The following is a 17,302-nucleotide window of genomic DNA, read 5'->3' as shown; positions in this document are numbered from 1 at the left end:
AAAGGTAGTTGAAACACTGTCACCTGTGTATACGCGCCACAGGAACCCACGGGAGGGGAACCGCATGACGATGCCGGTGTTCGAGGAGTACGAACCCGCGGCCGACTGCGGCTGCCCGGGCTGTGCCCAGCGGCGCCGGGCCGCCGCCCTCGGGCTGGCGGTCGCGGCCGGCGGCCACCCGGCCGCCCACGGAGCCCGCCGCGCGCTGGTCCTCGCCACCGCCGCGGGCGTGGTGCTCGGCGGCGGAACCGGCGCGGCGGACGTCGCCGCCACCGGGCACGCACCCGCCAGGACGGGCGCCGACAGCGACCCCGACACCCCGCAGGGCGGGACCGGACCGCTGCACGGCGAGCGGCCGGGCGGGGCGGGGTGGACCGAGCGGCCCGGCCGGCCCGGGCACCCCGCGCAGGCCGTGAACGTGACCCCGGCCGCGTCCACCACACCCGCCCCGCGCCACATCACCAGGGCCGAGATCCTCGAACGCGCCCGGCGCTGGGTGACCGCCAAGGTCCCGTACAGCATGGAGAAGTACTGGTCGGACGGGTACCGGCAGGACTGCTCGGGCTACGTCTCGATGGCCTGGAACCTCGGCGGCAACGAATGGACGGGGAGCCTCGCCGAGTACGGCACCCGGATCACGCGGGACCAGCTCGAACCCGGTGACATGCTGCTCTTCCACAATCCGGCCGACCCCACCAAGGGCTCGCACGTCACGATCTTCGGCGGCTGGACCGACGGCACCCGCACCCGTTACATGGCCTACGAGCAGACCCGCCCGCACACCCGCCACAAGGCCACCCCGTACGCCTACTGGAACAACTCGTCGCGCTACATCCCCTACCGCTACAAGGGCGTCGGAGCCGGCGGCAGCGGTGACACTCCCGCCGAGTCGGCCTATCCCGGCGCGGAATTCTTCGGGCCCGGCGCGGACAACGGGTACGTCACCCAACTGGGGCGGATGCTCGTCGACCGGGGCGGCAAGCGGTTCTACGAGGAGGGCCCCGGGCCGCGCTGGAGCGAGGCCGACCGGCGCGCCACCCAGGCGTTCCAGCGGGCCCAGGGCTGGCGCGGTGCGGAGGCCGACGGGGTGCCGGGCCCGCACACCTGGCGGCTGCTGGTCCAGGGCGCGGGCAAGGACATCCCGGGTGTGGCCGGCGCCGGAACGGGCGCCACGGCGTTCCCCGGACGGGGGTACTTCAGGCCCGGCCAGTCGAACGAGTACGTCGAGAAGCTCGGCCACCAGCTGGTGAGGAAGGGCTACGGCAAGCACTACGCGTGGGGGCCGGGGCCGCGCTGGAGCGAGGCGGACCGGCGCAACGTCGAGGCGTTCCAGCGGGCCCAGGGCTGGCGCGGTGCGGCGGCCGACGGTTACCCCGGCCCGCGGACCTGGCAGCGGCTCTTCGCATGACGGAGGCAACGATGAGCACCACGGCTTCAGAGACATCCGAGGCATCCGAGGCATCAAAGACGTCCGAGGAGCCCAAGGCATCCGGGGCATCCAAGACATCCGGGGCAGCCGGGCCGGTCGGGGCAGCCGGGGCAACCGGGCCGGAAGGCTCCGCCCCGGCCGCCCCCGAGCGGCCGGACACCCGGCGGGCCCCGGTCATCAGGAACGAGACCACCATCGAGATCCCGGTGCACCTGCTGTTCCGCGACGACACCGGACCGACCGCGCTGACGCTGCCGCCCGGCGCCACGGTGATCAGGCGCAGGAAAGGCGCCGCCGAACGGCCGCGCCCCGAACGCAGGGCCGCGGCCCTGCGACCGTCCGAGGCCGTCTCGCCCGCCTCCGTACCGCTGTCCGGGCAGGTGCGGTCCCTGCGGCCCGCCACGCCCGCCGATCCCGGGCTGTCGGAGCGGCCCGGCCCCTCGCTGTCCGGCTGGAGCGCGGTCGTCGTGGGGGCGGGCGCGCTCGCGGCGGGCGCGGCGGCGGTGTGGTGGAGGGGGGTGGTGCCCGCGCGGGCCGCCGAACTGTTCGGGCTGCCCCCTCGCCCGTACCACGGCATCGGGCTCGGGACCTGGGCGGTGCTGGCCGTGCTGGTGCTGGTCGTGCTGTTCGCGTTCGGCGGTCTGGGGCGCGGGCGGACCGGATACGCATGGGTGCTCTCGCTGTTCGGCGACTACCGGGGGACGGTGCGGCGCAGCGGCCTGGTGTGGGTGAGCCCGCTGCTGCTGCGCCGCCGGATCGACGTACGGCTGCGGCACTGGCGCAGTGAGCCGATGGAGGCCGTGGACGCCAACGGGGTGGCGCTGCGGGTCGTGGTGCTCGTGGTGTGGCGGATCAGGGACACGGCGCGGGCGATGCTCGCCGTCGAGGACCACACCCGGTATCTGCGCGAGCAGGTCGAGGCGGCGATGGCCCGGGTGCTGTCGCAACTGCCGGCCGACGCCTTCCACGACACCGCGCCGACGCTGCGCGACGCGGAGGCGGTCGGTGACGCGCTGACCCGGATGCTGGCGGCGGAGGCGGCGCCGGTGGGCATCGAGGTCTTCTCGGCGCAGCCGACGCGGATCGAGTACGCGCCCGAGGTCGCGGCGGCGATGCGGCGCAGGCAGGTCGCCGTGCTCGACGCGCAGCACCGGGACAGCGTGCTGTCGTCGGTGGTGGACGCGGTGGACGACACGGTGACGCGGCTGACCTCGCGCGGCCTCGTGGAACTGGACGACTACGAACGCAAGGCGCTCGTGAAGGACCTGACGGTGGCCTTCTACACGGGGCGTGGGGAGGGGCTGTGAACGCGTCCGCCGTCGGTATGAACCTGTCTTTGATATGGACACAACCATGTCCCGTCCATACATTGGGACTTGGTCTAGACCGCAGAACAAGCGCGCGCGGCACAGCTCACAGAACTGCCCCCACGTTCAGGAGCCAGCATGCGAATCAAAACAGGTGCGGCCGTGGTCGGCCTCGCGATAGCCGGGGTGTCCTTCCTCGCCACCGGCAGCGCGAGCAGTCACGGCTACACCGACTCACCCATCAGCCGTCAGAAACTCTGTGCCAACGGCACGGTGACCGGCTGCGGAAACATCCAGTGGGAACCGCAGAGCGTCGAAGGGCCGAAGGGATTCCCCACCTCCGGCCCGGCCGACGGCAGGATCTGCTCCGGCGGCAACAGCCAGTTCGCCCAGCTCGACGACCCCCGCGGAGGAGCCTGGCCCGCCACCAGGCTCACCGCCGGTCAGGGCTACGGCTTCCGCTGGCAGTTCACCGCCAGGCACGCGACCAGCGACTTCAGGTACTACATCACCAAGAACGGCTGGGACTCCAGCAAGCCCCTCACCCGGGCGGCCCTCGAATCGCAGCCGTTCATGACGGTCCCGTACGGCGGTCAGCAGCCGCCCTCCACCCTGACCCACCAGGGCACGGTCCCGACCCAGAAGACCGGGCGGCACGTCATCCTGGCCGTCTGGAACGTCGCGGACACGACCAACGCCTTCTACGCCTGCTCCGACGTCCAGTTCTGACGTCCGGTGTGTGAGGGGCGGGGCGGGGTCCGCCCCGCCCCGCCCCCCACACCTCCTCGGCGCAGGCCCTCAGCACACCTTCCCGGCCCGGGGGCGGCCGCCCGGCCGCCCCCGCATACCGTTGCCGTCATGACGCGCGCCCGTACCCTCCGGCAAGCCCTGACCAGGGCCGACTACCTCCGTACCGGCTGGCCCTGGCGTGCGGTCGCGTATCTGGTGAGCAGTGCGCTCACCGGAGTGCCCGCCCTGCTCGCGCTGCTGCTCCTCGTGGTGTTCTCGTTCGGCCTGATCGGACTGCCGCTGCTGCTGCTGGCCGGGGTGCCGCTCGCGGCCGCCGAGCGCCGGCGGCTCGCCCTCGTCGACACGGAGGCCGCCGACGACCCGCACCGCGCGCCCGCCGAACCCGGACTCGCCGCCTGGGCCAAGCTGCGCCTCACGGAGCAGGCGACCTGGCGCGAGCTGGCGTACGCCGTGCTCCACGCCTTCGTCCTGTGGCCGCTCGACCTGCTGGCCGTGACGGTCGGCGTCGGCCTGCCGGCGGGGCTGATGGCCGCCCCCGTGCAGCTCGCCGTCGACGGGGAGGAGGCCCGGGTGGTCAAGGGACCCCTGATCACCACCTACCCGGAGGCCTTCGCGTCGGCGTTCCTCGGGTTCGTACTCCTCGCCGTCCTCCTCTACCCCCTCGGGGCGATCGCCGGCGCGCGCTCCCTGCTGACCCGGCTGGTGCTCGCGCCCCGCGAAGGCGAACTGCGCGACCGGCTGGTCGAGGTGACCCGCTCGCGGGCCCGGCTCGTCGACGCCTTCGAAGCCGAACGGCGGCGTATCGAGAGGGACCTGCACGACGGCGCCCAGCAGCGGCTCGTCGCCCTGACCATGGCGCTCGGCCTGGCCCGGCTCGACGCACCGCCGGGCCCCCTCGCCGACCGGCTCGCCCGCGCCCACGAGGAGGCGGGCAACGTCCTGACCGAGCTGCGCGCGCTCATCCACGGCATCCACCCGCAGGTGCTCACCGACTACGGCCTCGGGGAGGCCCTGGCCGACGCCGCCGACCGGTCGGTCGTCCCCGTGGACACCGACGTCGACCTGCCCCGGCTGCCCGCGTCCGTCGAGGCGGCCGGGTACTTCGCGGTCTGCGAGGGCCTCGCCAACGTCGCCAAGCACAGCGGCGCCACCCGCGCGTCGGTCGTCGCCCGGCACGAGGGCGGTCTGCTCCGGATAGCGGTACGGGACGACGGGGCGGGCGGCGCGGACGCCTCCGTCGGCACCGGGCTGACCGGACTGGCCGACCGGATCGCCGTGTTCGGCGGCACGCTGACGGTCAGCAGTCCGCCGGGCGGGCCGACCGTGCTGCGGGTGCGGATCCCGTGCGAGCCGACCGCCGGCCGCATGGAGTCCTGACCGGAACACACCGCCCGTCGGGCCGTCCGCGTGACACGGGGCGTGCGGTGCGGCAGTAGGGGGAAGGACCACGACTTACGAGCCCCAGGGGGCAGTTGTGCCTTCGATGCCGATGCCGATGCCGATGCCGCGCAGGCGGTTCCTCCGGTCCGCCGCCGGGACCGCGGTGGCGGCGGGGAGATCTTCGGCGCGGAGCAGGACCTCGGCACGGTCGAACCGGGCAGGCTCGCGGACCTGACGGTCGTCGACGGCGATCCCTTCACCGACTTCGACCGCCTGGCGAGGACGGACCGGGCGCTGATCGCCGGCCGGGTCCACGAGCGGGCGGCCCGGGAGCGTGCGTACGCCGGGACGGCAGACCGTACGACCGCTGCCGCGTCCGGCGACTGGGCGGACGGCCGGCGCCCGGATGCGCCACGACGGCTGCTGCTGACCTGCCCGCTGCCGGGCCGGGAGCACGAGAAAGACCCCCGCTTCCGCGAGGGTCTTTCGTCTGTGCGCCGCCAGGGACTCGAACCCCGGACCCGCTGATTAAGAGTCAGCTGCTCTAACCAACTGAGCTAGCGGCGCTTGACTCGTAAATAGTACCTGGTCCGAAGGGGTGCCACGAACCACCCGGGCCGTCTCCCGGGCCGCCCCGGGCCCACCCCCGGTCACAGCGCCAGCGACAGCACCACCGGCGCGGCCCTGCGGTTCAGGGTGTCCGCCGCCGAGCGCAGGCGGTGGGCGTGCTCCAGGGGCAGGGACAGGGCCAGGCAGCCCACCGAGGAGCCGGCCGTGAGCGGCACGGCCGCGCAGACCGTGCCCACCGCGTACTCCTGGAGGTCCAGGACCGGCACCGTGGGCGGCTGGCTGTCCAGCTGCGAGAAGAGGACCCGCTCGTTGGTGATCGTCCTGGAGGTGAGCCGGGCGGTCTTGTGGCGGGAGACGTGGTCCCGGCGCCCGTTCTGGTCGAGCTGGGTCAGCAGGCACTTGCCGATCGCGCTCGCGTGGGCCGCGGACCTGAAGTCGAACCACTCGTTGACCCTGGGCGTGCGCGGGCCCTCGGCGACCTGCATGATCTTGATCTCGCCGTCGATGTAACGGCTTATGTAGATCGCCGCGCCCACCGAGTCGCGCAGCTGGTCGAGGTGGTGGCGCAGCTTGGTCTGGAGCGCCTCGCGCCGGGTGGCCCCGGAACCGAGGAGCACGAGCGAGTCGCCGACGGCGTAGGCGCCGTCCGCCACCTGTTCGACGTACCCCTCGCGGCGCAGCATCAGCAGCAAGGAGGTCAGATGGGCGGTCGGGAGTCCGGTCTCGCGGGCGATCTGTACGTCGGTCACACCGCTCCCGTGCCTGGAGACCGTCTCCAGCACACGCAGGGCGTACTGCACCGAGTGGAACGGCGCGGTCGGCTCCGGCTTCAGTGCCACGGTTTCCCCCTACCAGGTTGTGACCGCTTGCATCTGCTCCACGATAGCCGTCAAGAGCCCTTTGTGGGGAAGGGGTTGACAAGACGGGTGGCGCGCACCGGGCCCGTGAACCGGGACGCGCCACCACGGCATATGCCGGAGTCACGACCCCCGGACGGACCGGGAGGTCAGAGCACCGCGCCGAGGAACTCGCGCGTACGTTCGTGCTCCGGATCGCTGAAGATCTTCTCCGGGGAACCGGACTCGATCACCCGGCCCGCGTCGAACATCAGGACGTCGTCGGAGATGTCCCGCGCGAAGTTCATCTCGTGCGTGACGCAGAGCATGGTGATGTCGGTCGTACGGGCGATGTCGCGCAGTACGTCGAGCACGCCCGCCACCAGCTCCGGGTCGAGCGCCGACGTCACCTCGTCCAGCAGCAGCACCTGCGGGCGCATGGCCAGCGCCCGCGCGACGGCGACCCGCTGCTGCTGGCCGCCGGAGAGCTGGGCCGGCTTGGCGTTCTGCTTGTCGCCGAGCCCGACCAGGTCGAGCAGGCCCTTGGCGCGCTCGGCGGCCTCGTCCTTCGACAGGCCCAGGACCCGCACGGGCGCCTCGGTGACATTGCGCAGGACGTTCATGTGGGGGAAGAGGTTGAACTGCTGGAACACCATGCCGATGTTCTTGCGCACCTCCCGGACCTCCTTCTCGCCCGCCGGGAAGAGCTGCCCGCCGTTCACCCGGATCACGCCCTCGTCGGGCTTCACCAGGGTCATCAGCAACCGCAGGATCGTGGTCTTGCCGGAGCCGGAGGGGCCGATCAGGGTCACGTGCTTTCCGGACCGCACCGAGAAGCAGAGGTCGTCCAGGACGGTGTTGTCGCCGAACCGCTTGGTGACGTTGTCGAAGCGGATCAGTTCGTGGGGGATCGGGTCAGCGGACAAGGCGGCGCTCCAGGACTCGCAGGAGAAGGGAAGCCGGGTAGGCGATGAGGATGAAGGCGACACCGACGACGGTCAGCGGCTCGGCGTACTGGAAGGTCTGCGCGCCGGCCAGCCGCCACTGCTGGAGCATCTCCATGACGCCGATGGCGGCGAGCAGCGGGGTGTCCTTCAGCATGGAGATCACGTAGTTGCCGAGCGCGGGCACGATCCGGCGGACCGCCTGCGGCAGGATCACCGCGAACCAGGTGCGGGGGACCGGCAGGCTCAGCGCCGTGGCCGCTTCCCACTGGCCGGCCGGTACGGCGTCGATGCCGGCCCGGTAGACCTGCGCGGTGTACGTCGAGTAGTGCAGCCCGATCGCGAGCGTGCCGGTGACCAGCGCCGGGGCCTGCACGCCCCACTCCGGCAGGACGAAGAAGAAAAAGAAGAGCTGCACCAGCAGCGGGGTGTTGCGGATGAACTCGGTGACGATGTTCACCGGCCAGCGGACCCAGCGCGGCCCCCGGTAGCCGATCGCCCAGACCAGGCCGAGCGTGAACGAGATCAGCGAGCCGAGCGCCAGGACCTGGAGCGTGACGAGCACACCGTCCCGGAACGCCGGCATGAAGTCCGCGACCGCGGACCAGTCCCAGTGGTTCATCGCGCGCCTCCGGCGGGGGCGGGGGCGGTGATGCCGATACCGGCCTTGGACCTGCGCTCCAGCGCGCGCATGCCCCGGGTGAGGACGAAGGCGAGCACGAAGTAGATCACCAGGGTCACCGAGTAGACCTCGGCGCTCTCCTGGGTGGCCAGGCGCACCAGATAGGCGGAGAACGACGTGTCGGCCACGCCGAGCAGGGACACCAGCGCCGTGCCCTTGAGCAGTTCGATCAGCAGGTTGTTGAAGGGCGGGATCATCTCGGGCACCGCCTGCGGCAGCATGACCAGCCGCATCCGCTGCCAGGGGGTGAAGCTGAGCGCGATCCCGGCCTCGCGCTGGGCCGGGTTCACCGAGTTCAGCGCGCCGCGCACGACCTCGGCGCCGTACGCCCCGTACGAGAGTCCCAGCGCCAGGACGGCCGACCACATCGGGACGAGCGCCCAGCCGAAGAGGACCGGCATCACGAAGAACAGCCAGAACATCAGCACCAGCGCGGACGTGCCGCGGAAGACCTCGGTGTAGAAGCCCGCCAGGAAGCGGACGAGGCGCGAGCGGTGGGTGCGGGCCATGCCGATGCCGAACGCCACGACGGCGGCCAGGGCCGCGCTGTACACCGTGAGCTGGAGGGTGATCCAGATGCCAGGGAGGACCCAGTTGGTCCACAGTCCGGCTGTCATGCGCACAGCTCCTCTGCGGTCATCGTGGTCATCTCCGCCTCGGTGAAGCCGAACGGCCGCAGGATCCGGAAGAGCTCGCCGCTCCTCTTCATCCTGTGGATCTCCACATTGAAGGCGTCACGGAGCCCGGTGTCGGTCGGCCGGAAGGCGAAACCGCCGCCGTCGATCTTCTTCTCGCCGTTCACGACGGGCGCGAAGGGCTCCGTCACCTCGGCCTTCGTGCTCTTCTTCACCACGCCCCGGCCGGTGAGGGCGGTGCCCGCGAAGACGTCGACGCGGCCGGACTCGACGGCGTTCAGGCCCGCGACCGGGTCCTGGAGGATGACGATCTCCTTGCGCGGGACGCCCGCGGCGACCGCGTAGTCGATCTCGGCGTACCCGGTGCCGGTGGCGAGTCTCGCCCCGGCCTTCACCACGTCCGCGTAGGAGCGGAGGTTCTTCGGGTTGCCCTTGCGGACGATGAACGAGTCGAGCATCTGGTACTCGGGATCGGCGAAGACGACCTGTGCGCAGCGGTCCTTGTTGATGTACATCCCGGCGGAAACCACGTCGAACTGCTGGGAGTTGAGGCCGGGTATCAGCGAGGAGAAGTCGGTCGGCGAGGGCTGTACGCCGGGCACGCCGAGCCGCTTGAAGATCACCTTCGCCAGCTCCACCGCCTCGCCGGTGAACGCGCCCCGCTCGTCGATGTATCCGTACGGGGCCTCGCCCGCGATCCCGAGCCGGACGGTGCCCTGGGACCTGAGCCGGGCGAGCGTGTCGCCGGCCGGAACCTTGCTGCACCCTGCCGCGCCGAGCGCCCCTGCGGCGCCCAGCGCGGCCGTGCCGAACAGGAGCGAACGCCTGCGTATCGAGCGTCTTGCCGTACTGCCTGAGTCATTCCCCGGTGGTGAAGCCATGGGCGCGCCGCTACCCCGCTCCGGACAAGGTATGCCGGTCGATTCCGGCCACCGCGGCCCTTGGCGCCGCGGGAGCGGCCCCGACCCGCCGGGGACGACGGGGACACGGCCGGCCGATTCGTACACGTATCGCTCGACAAGCGCGGTGTGCGCCGCACCGTGAAACTTCGCCGCCCCTCGGCGTACGCCCCCGTTCCGGCCGGTTTCCCCACCGCCGCCACGTCCCGCTTCCCCGGGGGAATATCTCGCCGAAGCCGGGACAGCGGTCACAGGACGCGCTTTCCTCGGACTGGCCCGGCACATCTGGAAAGTCCCCTGCCGGGATGGGGTGGACATGACCGGACAAGCGGTGGTGGGAGCGGCCGGCTGCCTCTTCGCCGGCTGCGCCGGTCTGCCGGCGTACGACGTGGTCCCGCGGCCGGAGGCCGAGTTGCGGATGCCGGTGCCCTCCGCGGACCAGGTCACGATGTGGTCCGCGCCGCGGCGGACCGGGGCGCGCGGTCGACCCGTACCGGCAACAGGAACAAGAGGGATGGTCATGACAGCGGTCGGTTTTCTCTACCCCGGACACTCCGCGGAGGACGACTACCCGCGGATGGAAACGCTCCTCGACAGCGATGTGCGGCTGGCCGTCGTGCACACCGGCATCGGCGAGGACGCGGACCGCGTCGACGCCCTCCTGGAGATGGGTTCACCCGCCCGGCTCACGGCCGGGGTGGAGGAGCTGCGGCTCGCGGGCGCGGAGGCGGTGGTGTGGGCGTGCACGCGCGGCGGCTTCGCCTTCGGCCCGGACGGCGCGCGGGACCAGGTCGACCTGCTGGCGCAGGCGGCCGGCCTGCCCGCCTCCAGTACGTCGTTCGCCTTCACCCACGCGGTACGGGACCTGGGCGCCGCCCGGGTCGCGGTCGCGGCGACGTACGCGGACGACGTGACGGCGCACTTCACCGGCTTCCTCGAAGCGGCGGGCACCGAGGTCGTCGCGGCGCACGGCGCCGGCATCGGCACCGCCGCCGAGGCCGGCACCTGGGGCCGGGACGAGGTGCTGGCGCTGGCCCGCGCGGGCGACCGTCCGGACGCGGAGGCGGTGCTGCTGCCGGACACGGCGCTGCACACGGTGGCGTACCTGACGGAGCTGGAGGAGACGCTGGGCAAGCCGGTCCTCACCGCGAACCAGGTCACGGTGTGGGAGGGGCTGCGGCTGGCGGGGCGTCGGGTGCGGGCCAAGGGGCTCGGAACGCTCTTCGCCCGCGACGACCGGAACGCGCCTCTGTGACCCGCACTGTGACCCGCGCTGTCCGGTGGGGCCGCCGCCGTGGCACGCGCCGGCCGCCTCCTGCCCCGCGGCTGCCGCTCACGGCAGAGTCGAGGCATGACCACAGGTGACAAGAACCTTCTAGCCCGGGCACGCGTGGCCACCAGGCTTCCCGCCCGGGACCTGGACCGGGCGCGGCGTTTCTACGCCGAGCGGCTCGGTCTGCGACCCGTCGACGAACGGCCCGGTGGGCTGCTGTACCGGTGCGAAGGCGCGGAGTTCGTGCTGTTCCGGTCGACGGGGGCCTCGCCCGGCACCTTCACGCAGATTGCCTTCGAGGTCGACGACATCGAGGCCGTCGTGGCGGAGCTGAAGCGGCGCGGCGTGGTGTTCGAGGAGGTCGACGTGCCCGGGTTCCGGACCAGGGACGGGATCGCCGAGATCGACGGGAACCACCCGGGCAAGGGTGCCCGGGGGGAACGCGGCGCCTGGTTCCGCGACAGCGAGGGGAACCTGCTCGGCATCGGCGAGCGGGTCGTCTGAGCGGACCACCACGGGCCGGCCGGCGGGACGACCGGGCTCCCGGCCGGGGTGTGCTCCGCGGGCCCCGGCCCGGAGGCGGTGGCCGGTCGCGCGGCCGGTGCCCTCGGGGCCGGGCTCCGGTCCCGCCCGGGGAATAACCGGAGACACCCTCCTGTTGGCACCTCCGTTGTACGTACCGCACTCAGGAGGACACACCGGTGGACGCGATTCGAGGCACGGCGAGCGCAGGCGCGCCGGTACCCCTTTCCGTACTCGACCTGGCGACGGTGGGCAGCGGAACCACCGCCACCGAGGCCCTGCGCACCAGCGTCGCCATCGCGCGCCAGGCCGAGAAGCGCGGCTTCCACCGCTACTGGGTCGCCGAGCACCACTCCATGCCCGGCGTCGCCAGCTCCTCCCCGGCCGTGATCCTCGCCCACATCGCCGCCCACACCGACCGCATCCGCCTCGGCTCCGGCGGCGTCATGCTGCCCAACCACGCGCCGCTGGTCATCGCCGAACAGTTCGGCACGCTCGAAGCCTTCGCCCCCGGCCGCATCGACCTCGGCCTGGGCCGCGCCCCCGGCACCGACGGCGCCACCGCGGCCGCCCTGCGCCGCACCGACCGACTCCATGAAGGCGCCGACGACTTCCCGCAGCAGCTCGCCGAGCTGACCCGGTTCCTCGACGACGACTTCCCCGACGGCCATCCGTACGCCCGCATCCACGCGGTCCCGGGACCCGTCCAGGGCCCCTCCGCCCGCCCGCCGATCTGGTTGCTCGGCTCCTCCGGCTTCAGCGCCCGCCTCGCCGCCACGCTCGGCCTGCCCTTCGCCTTCGCCCACCACTTCTCGGCGCAGAACACCGTCCCGGCGCTCGACCTCTACCGCGAGTCGTTCCGCCCCTCGGCCGTCCTCGACGCCCCGTACGCCCTGATCGGCGTGTCGGCCCTGGCGGCGGACGACGAGAAGGAGGCCCGCCGCCAGGTCCTCACCGGCGCCCTGTCGATGGTCCGTCTGCGCACCGGCCGCCCGGGACTGATCCCGACGCCGGAGGAGGCCGCGGCGTACCCCTTCAGCTCCATGGAGCGCGAGTTCGTCGACAGCTGGCTCGGCAACGTCGTCCACGGCACCCCGGACGAGGTCCGCGCCGGCCTCGACGACCTGGCCGAGCGCACCGGCGCCGACGAGCTGATGATCACGGCCAACGCCCACGGCGGCGACGCCCGCCTGCGCTCGTACGAACTCATCGCGGACGCGTACGGCCTGCCCCGCGCGTAGGGCGCGACGTCCCGGCGGTCGCCGTCAGACCCGCTGCGGGCTGACGGCGATCATCGCGGCGATCCGCTCGGGGCGCACCGCCCGCGAGTACAGCCACCCCTGCCCCGTGTCGCAGCCGATCCGGCGCAGCCGGGCGGCCTGCCCGGTCGTCTCCACGCACTCGGCCGTGACGGTGAGCCCCAGCCGGTGCGCGAGCTGCACCATGGCCTCGACGATCGTCTCGTCGGCCGGGTTCGCGTGCGCCTCGTCCTGGAAGCCGCGGACGAAGGACCCGTCCAGCTTGAGCACCGAGACCGGCAGCCGGCTCAGGTACGCGAGGTTCGAGTAGCCGGTCCCGAAGTCGTCGATCGCGATGTGCACCCCCATGTCGCTCAGCGCCTGCAACGCCTGGAGCGGCCGTCCCGCCGAGCCCATCACCGCGGACTCGGTCAGCTCCAGCTGCAGCAGGTCCGGCGCGAGACCCGTCTCGGTGAGGATCCCGGCGACGTCGGCCACCAGGTCGGAGTCCCACACCTGGCGCACGGCGACATTGACGCTGACGAAGATCGGCGGGGTGCCGGGGTGCTCGATCTGCCACTGCCTCGCCTGGCGGCAGGCCGTCCGCAGCACCCAGCGGCCGAGCTGGACGATCGAGCCGTCCTCCTCCGCGATGGAGATGAACCGATTCGGCGCCAGCGTGCCGAACTGCGGGTGCTCCCAGCGGACCAGCGCCTCCACCCCCCGTACGCCGCCGCCCTCCAGGTCCACCAGCGGCTGGTACTCCAGCGTGAACTCGCCGCGCTCGACGGCCGGACGCAGCGTGCTGGACAGGGCCTGGCGGGTCATCCGGTGGGCGTTGCGCTCGGGGTCGAAGAGCGTCCAGCGGGCCTTGCCGTCCGCCTTCGCCCAGTACAGCGTCGTGTCCGCGGCCTGCATCAGACCGGTCGCCGTGGTGCCGGCCGCGGCCCGCTCCACGACCCCGATGGACGCGGACACCGCCAGCCGCTGCCCGGCCAGGTCGAAGGGGAGCTGAAGGGCGGTCAGCACGGCCTGGGCCAGGTCGGCGAGCTGCTCCGTGCCGGTGGAGTCCTCGACGAGCAGCGCGAATTCGTCACCGCCGAGCCGCGCGACCAGATGGCCGCCGGTCCGCGCGTAGCCGTACTGCTCGGCGCACCGGGTCAGCCGCGAGGCCACGGCGGTCAGCAGCCGGTCGCCGATGCGGTGGCCGAGGGTGTCGTTGACGGCCTTGAAGCCGTCGAGGTCGAGGTAGCAGACGCCGATCCGGCCCGTGCCCCCGTCGTCGTGCGCCGAATTCTCCAGCGCGGACGTGAGCCGCTCGAAGAACAGCGTGCGGTTGGGGAGCCGGGTCACCGGGTCGTGCATCTGGAGGTGGCGCAGCCTGGCCTGGAGCTCACGCCGGTCGCTGACGTCCGCGACCGAGAGCAGCACCGTGCCGCTGCCCGGTACGGGCGTCATGGTGACCTCGGCCCACAGGGACCGCCCGTCGGAGTGCTTGAGCCTGCGGGTGCAGCGGAAGCGGGCGCGCCGGCCGGCGAGGACCTCGCGGTAGGCGTGCAGGCTGCGGGCGTCGGCGGCGAGGTCCAGGAGGTCCGCCGCGACCTGCTCGTGCAGCTGGTCGGGGTCCGTGCCGAGCAGCCCGGCGAGGGAGGGGTTGGCGGTGACGACGAGCCCCTCGCGGTCCACGACGGCCATGGGGAGGTGCGCGGCGTGGAAGGCCGCCCGGTAGTCGCGCAGCTCGGACGCGGAACGACCGGAGTCGTTACGATGTGTGACCGTCGGCCGGATGGTGTGGGGGGCCGAACCGGGTCCTTCGAAGGTTCCGCTCACCGCTCGCTCCCGCAGGGCATTGATCGCTTCCAGGTGTCGTCGGGGTCGGCGGCGGGGTGGAGAACCACCGCCCGGGGCGGATTCCATGCAGGAAAGTGTGCCGATCATAGAGGCTGCCGGGACGGCCGATCCAGCTACGTCACCATGACGCGGCGCACCCGACGTCCACGAACGATCGTTTCTGCGCGTGCGCGCCTTGTGGTGTTCCTCCGCGATCGTTTGTGACTTTCCGTGATGCCTCCCGGGGTGTCGGGCTACGGATGAGGCGTTGAAGGCCCTGTCACTCGTGTGGGGTAGTGGAACAGGGCATACCTCATAAAAACGCAACAATGTGGGTGGGGCGTCCCGTACTTACGCACCCGGAGGTCGACGTGATCCGTCAGCAGGCACCCGGGGGAGCCGACCGGTCCCGCCGGTGCCGGCGCGAACGCCTGCGCAGTACAGCCGCGGTGTTCACCTCCCTCACGGCGCTCGCCGCCACCTCCCTCGTCGCCGGCCCCGCCGTGGCGGCGCGGAGCGAGGGCCCCTGCGTGCTGGCGCGCACCACGGCGCACCATTCGCTGGGCCTCGACAGCTGGAACCCGGCCTACCCGCGTCCCCTGCGCACCCTCGACGCGGTCATGATCTTCCTGTCCTTCCCCGACTCGGCGCCCACGCTCACCCCGGACCAGATCGCCGCCGACTACTTCCCGGCCACCAGCGACTTCTTCCGGCACGCCTCGTACGGGAAGTTCACCCTGCGGCCGCACCCCCGGCGCGAGTGGGTCGAGATGCCGCGGGACTCCACGGCGTACGGCATAGAGCGCGACTGGGACGCCGGGCACCGCACGTCCTACCTGAGCGACGCGGTGGCCGCGGCCGACGGCCGGGTCGACTTCACGCAGTACGACATCGTCTATCTCGTCGCCGACCCGCACGCGCCCGGTGTGGACTCCGACGCGACCAAGGTCGTCAACTTCGACAAGCCGCTGCGGGCCGACGGCCGGGACATCAAGCGCATCGTCACTGTCTTCGAGCAGTACCCGCCGGACCGCAATGTGCTGGCCCACGAGACCGGCCACGTCTTCGACCTGCCCGATCTCTACCACCGGCCGGTGGACGGCAAGGGCGACTGGGACACGTACGTGGGGGACTGGGACGTCATGGGCAGCCAGTTCGGGCTCGCGCCGGAACTCTTCGGCTGGCACAAGTGGAAGCTGGGCTGGCTGGACCCGCGGCAGGTGGCCTGCGTGTCGGAGACCGGCGCGACCCGGCTCACGCTGGAGCCGCTGGCGGCGGATCCGGCCCGGGGCGGGGCGGGCGGCACGCGGCTCGCGGTCGTACGCACCGGGAAGGACAGCGTGCTGGCCATCGAAGCGCGGAGCGGGTCCGGCAACGACCGGTCGCTGTGCACGGAAGGCGTACTGATCTACCGGGTGCGCAACGGGCCGGCCTCGGGCGGCGGGCCGATCGAGGTGGTGGACGCGCATCCGCACAGCGACACGTGCTGGGACCGGTCGGTGTACCCGCCGCTGGCGGACGCGCCGGTACGGGAGGGGGAGACGTTCACGGTGCCGGGGGAGGGGACGAGGGTGGAGGTGGGGGACCGCGCGCGGTCCGGGGGGTGGACGGTGCAGATCACGCCGGGCGCCTGACCACCCGGCGCCGACGGCTCGACGCGGGCAGCACCGCGAGGGACAACGCGAGCGACAGTGCGGGCGACATCCGGGCAGCGAGAAGGCCCCTCGCTTTCGCGAGGGCCCTTCTCCGTCTGTGCGCCGCCAGGGACTCGAACCCCGGACCCGCTGATTAAGAGTCAGCTGCTCTAACCAACTGAGCTAGCGGCGCCTGCTGACGTCGTAGACCTTAGCACCCTGATCGGCGGGAGGAAAAATCGTTGTCCGGGCCCCCGTGCCCCGGTCGGGGCGGGCCGCTCGTACACACGCCCAGAGCATCGCCTCGGCGCCCGGCAGCCACGGGCGGCGGACGTCGGGGGCGACCAGCCAGCGCGGTCCCGCGCCGGCGGGGGCGGTGGCCGGGGCGCTGAGCGGGGCGACGGTCACGGCATCGCCCGTGCCGTGACACAGGATCGACGGCACGGCGCCCTTCCCGCTCCTCCCGCCCTCCTCGGCGGTACTGCCCGTACGGCCCCACTCCTCCCAGGTGAGCAGCGACGGGAGCCGCTGGGCGGTGCCGGGGGCGGTGAAGAGCAGCATGCGGCCGCGGTGGACGGCGACCGGACCCGAACCCGGCCCGTCCGCCCATAACCGGTCCAGCATCCGGCGGCCGAAGACCGCGGGGACGCTCACGACGTCGAACACGGAGCCGCAGGGCAGGACGCCGGGATCGGCGGGGCGGGCCTCCCACAGTGAGAGGGTGCTGTGCGGATACGTGGCGGCGGAGGCGAGCCAGGCGGCGCCGGCGCCGGTGACATGGGCGGGAGTGCCGGAGTACGCGTACGGGGAGACGTCGTTTCGCTTGCGGGCGGTCATGTCACCTACATCTACCGACAGCGGCTGCTCCGTCCCCGAGGGTTCGCGGAAACCGGGACGCGGAGGGCCGGCAGACGGTATCGTGCGGCCCGCATATGCCAAGAGTCCGTGACGGCCCGAAGAGCGAAACCGCTGCGGCTCACGGCTCGCGGCTCACGGCAGCTTCGGGCCGCGGAGCAGGTCCCGGCCGAACTCCACCATCTTCTTGGCGTAGTCCTCGGTCCAGTCCGCGCGCCGCGCGATGTCCGCCGCCGTCAGCCGGTCGAAGCGCTGGGGATCGGCGAGCTGAGCCGCGCCGATCGCCTGGAACTCGACGGCCCGGTCGGTCGCGGTCCGGAACGCCAGCGCCAGTTCCGTGGCACGTTCCAGCAGCTCGCCCGGGTCCTCCATCGACTCCAGGCCGAAGAAGTGCTCGGGGTCGGCGGCTGCCTCCGAAGGCTCGAAGAGCAGCGGCGCGGGACGCAGTCGCCGCTCGGTGCGCTCGGGTTCCGCCATGGGTTTTCCTTCCCTTCTCCGGCCACGTGTGCGCGATGGCC

Annotated in this window: 16 protein-coding genes, 2 tRNA genes and 1 pseudogene; 9 read left to right on the top strand and 10 right to left on the bottom strand. The window is 72.4% G+C overall.

All coding sequences use genetic code 11. The features are described 5' to 3' along the window. Positions 1 to 64 precede the first annotated feature (64 nt). The 5 genes and pseudogenes from ABD374_RS24080 (at position 65) to ABD374_RS24060 (ending at position 5,394) form a co-directional block, all read left to right on the top strand. On the top strand, positions 65 to 1,408 hold the full coding sequence (locus tag ABD374_RS24080) for a peptidoglycan-binding protein (protein ID WP_344497666.1): 1,344 nt from the start codon (positions 65 to 67) through the stop codon (positions 1,406 to 1,408). 29 nt (positions 1,409 to 1,437) lie between these two features. Then, positions 1,438 to 2,736, top strand: a pseudogene (locus tag ABD374_RS24075) (SPFH domain-containing protein); the annotation flags it as partial. 138 nt (positions 2,737 to 2,874) lie between these two features. Continuing rightward, the gene (locus ABD374_RS24070) at positions 2,875 to 3,465 is read left to right on the top strand and encodes a lytic polysaccharide monooxygenase auxiliary activity family 9 protein (RefSeq protein ID WP_344497665.1); all 591 of its coding nucleotides are present in this window, start codon (positions 2,875 to 2,877) and stop codon (positions 3,463 to 3,465) included. Between the two features lie 129 nt (positions 3,466 to 3,594). Continuing rightward, on the top strand, positions 3,595 to 4,863 hold the full coding sequence (locus ABD374_RS24065) for a sensor histidine kinase (RefSeq protein WP_344497664.1): 1,269 nt from the start codon (positions 3,595 to 3,597) through the stop codon (positions 4,861 to 4,863). A gap of 30 nt (positions 4,864 to 4,893) precedes the next feature. After that, on the top strand, positions 4,894 to 5,394 hold the full coding sequence (locus ABD374_RS24060) for a hypothetical protein (RefSeq protein ID WP_344497663.1): 501 nt from the start codon (positions 4,894 to 4,896) through the stop codon (positions 5,392 to 5,394). On the opposite strand, the gene ABD374_RS24055 is transcribed toward ABD374_RS24060, so the two are convergent. The 6 genes from ABD374_RS24055 to ehuB all read right to left on the bottom strand — a co-directional run bounded on the left by ABD374_RS24055 (position 5,360) and on the right by ehuB (position 9,414). Further along, a tRNA-Lys gene (locus ABD374_RS24055) sits at positions 5,360 to 5,433 on the bottom strand. The two genes, ABD374_RS24060 and ABD374_RS24055, sit on opposite strands and share 35 nt — an antisense overlap. 83 nt (positions 5,434 to 5,516) lie before the next feature. Further along, entirely contained in the window at positions 5,517 to 6,275 is a 759-nt protein-coding gene (locus ABD374_RS24050; protein ID WP_344497662.1) for an IclR family transcriptional regulator, read from the bottom strand. A 167-nt stretch (positions 6,276 to 6,442) separates the two neighbouring features. After that, positions 6,443 to 7,198, bottom strand: a complete 756-nt coding sequence (gene ehuA, locus ABD374_RS24045) for an ectoine/hydroxyectoine ABC transporter ATP-binding protein EhuA (RefSeq protein WP_344497661.1) — start codon at positions 7,196 to 7,198, stop codon at positions 6,443 to 6,445. After that, complete coding sequence (gene ehuD, locus ABD374_RS24040; protein ID WP_344497660.1) at positions 7,188 to 7,838, bottom strand: ectoine/hydroxyectoine ABC transporter permease subunit EhuD; 651 nt, start codon at positions 7,836 to 7,838, stop codon at positions 7,188 to 7,190. Before ehuD ends, ehuA begins: the two co-directional genes overlap by 11 nt. After that, on the bottom strand, positions 7,835 to 8,515 hold the full coding sequence (ehuC, locus tag ABD374_RS24035; RefSeq protein ID WP_344497659.1) for an ectoine/hydroxyectoine ABC transporter permease subunit EhuC: 681 nt from the start codon (positions 8,513 to 8,515) through the stop codon (positions 7,835 to 7,837). Before ehuC ends, ehuD begins: the two co-directional genes overlap by 4 nt. Further along, a complete protein-coding gene (gene ehuB / locus ABD374_RS24030; RefSeq protein ID WP_344497658.1) occupies positions 8,512 to 9,414 on the bottom strand; it encodes an ectoine/hydroxyectoine ABC transporter substrate-binding protein EhuB in 903 nt (300 codons plus the stop codon). The genes ehuC and ehuB overlap by 4 nt, the downstream gene beginning before the upstream one ends. Before the next feature lie 538 nt (positions 9,415 to 9,952). Here ehuB and ABD374_RS24025 point away from each other — a divergent pair. From ABD374_RS24025 to ABD374_RS24015, 3 genes are all read left to right on the top strand, one after another. Continuing rightward, positions 9,953 to 10,687 (top strand): maleate cis-trans isomerase family protein, encoded by a 735-nt coding sequence (locus tag ABD374_RS24025; protein WP_344497795.1) that lies wholly within the window; start codon positions 9,953 to 9,955, stop codon positions 10,685 to 10,687. Positions 10,688 to 10,783: 96 nt separating this feature from the next. Next, positions 10,784 to 11,209, top strand: coding sequence for a VOC family protein (locus ABD374_RS24020; protein WP_344497657.1), 426 nt, complete (start codon positions 10,784 to 10,786; stop codon positions 11,207 to 11,209). Positions 11,210 to 11,406: 197 nt separating this feature from the next. Beyond that, a complete protein-coding gene (locus ABD374_RS24015; protein WP_344497656.1) occupies positions 11,407 to 12,468 on the top strand; it encodes an LLM class flavin-dependent oxidoreductase in 1,062 nt (353 codons plus the stop codon). Positions 12,469 to 12,492: 24 nt separating this feature from the next. Here the strand turns inward: ABD374_RS24015 and ABD374_RS24010 are convergent, their stop codons facing one another. Continuing rightward, positions 12,493 to 14,295 (bottom strand): putative bifunctional diguanylate cyclase/phosphodiesterase, encoded by a 1,803-nt coding sequence (locus ABD374_RS24010; protein ID WP_425577325.1) that lies wholly within the window; start codon positions 14,293 to 14,295, stop codon positions 12,493 to 12,495. Between the two features lie 329 nt (positions 14,296 to 14,624). Between ABD374_RS24010 and ABD374_RS24005 the strand changes: the two genes are divergently transcribed. Beyond that, the gene (locus ABD374_RS24005) at positions 14,625 to 15,929 is read left to right on the top strand and encodes a M6 family metalloprotease domain-containing protein (protein ID WP_344497655.1); all 1,305 of its coding nucleotides are present in this window, start codon (positions 14,625 to 14,627) and stop codon (positions 15,927 to 15,929) included. 119 nt (positions 15,930 to 16,048) lie between these two features. Here the strand turns inward: ABD374_RS24005 and ABD374_RS24000 are convergent. The 3 genes from ABD374_RS24000 to ABD374_RS23990 form a co-directional block, all read right to left on the bottom strand. Continuing rightward, positions 16,049 to 16,122: transfer RNA gene (locus ABD374_RS24000), tRNA-Lys, on the bottom strand. Further along, complete coding sequence (locus tag ABD374_RS23995) at positions 16,113 to 16,766, bottom strand: bifunctional DNA primase/polymerase (RefSeq protein WP_344497654.1); 654 nt, start codon at positions 16,764 to 16,766, stop codon at positions 16,113 to 16,115. The genes ABD374_RS24000 and ABD374_RS23995 overlap by 10 nt, the downstream gene beginning before the upstream one ends. A 153-nt stretch (positions 16,767 to 16,919) precedes the next feature. Beyond that, the gene (locus tag ABD374_RS23990; RefSeq protein WP_344497653.1) at positions 16,920 to 17,261 is read right to left on the bottom strand and encodes a hypothetical protein; all 342 of its coding nucleotides are present in this window, start codon (positions 17,259 to 17,261) and stop codon (positions 16,920 to 16,922) included. Positions 17,262 to 17,302 lie beyond the last annotated feature (41 nt).

This window comes from Streptomyces enissocaesilis (genome assembly GCF_039533765.1).
Lineage (GTDB): Bacteria > Actinomycetota > Actinomycetes > Streptomycetales > Streptomycetaceae > Streptomyces > Streptomyces enissocaesilis.
The sequence above is the reverse complement of the archived record's forward strand: the minus strand, read 5'-3'. Positions and strand labels throughout refer to the sequence as shown.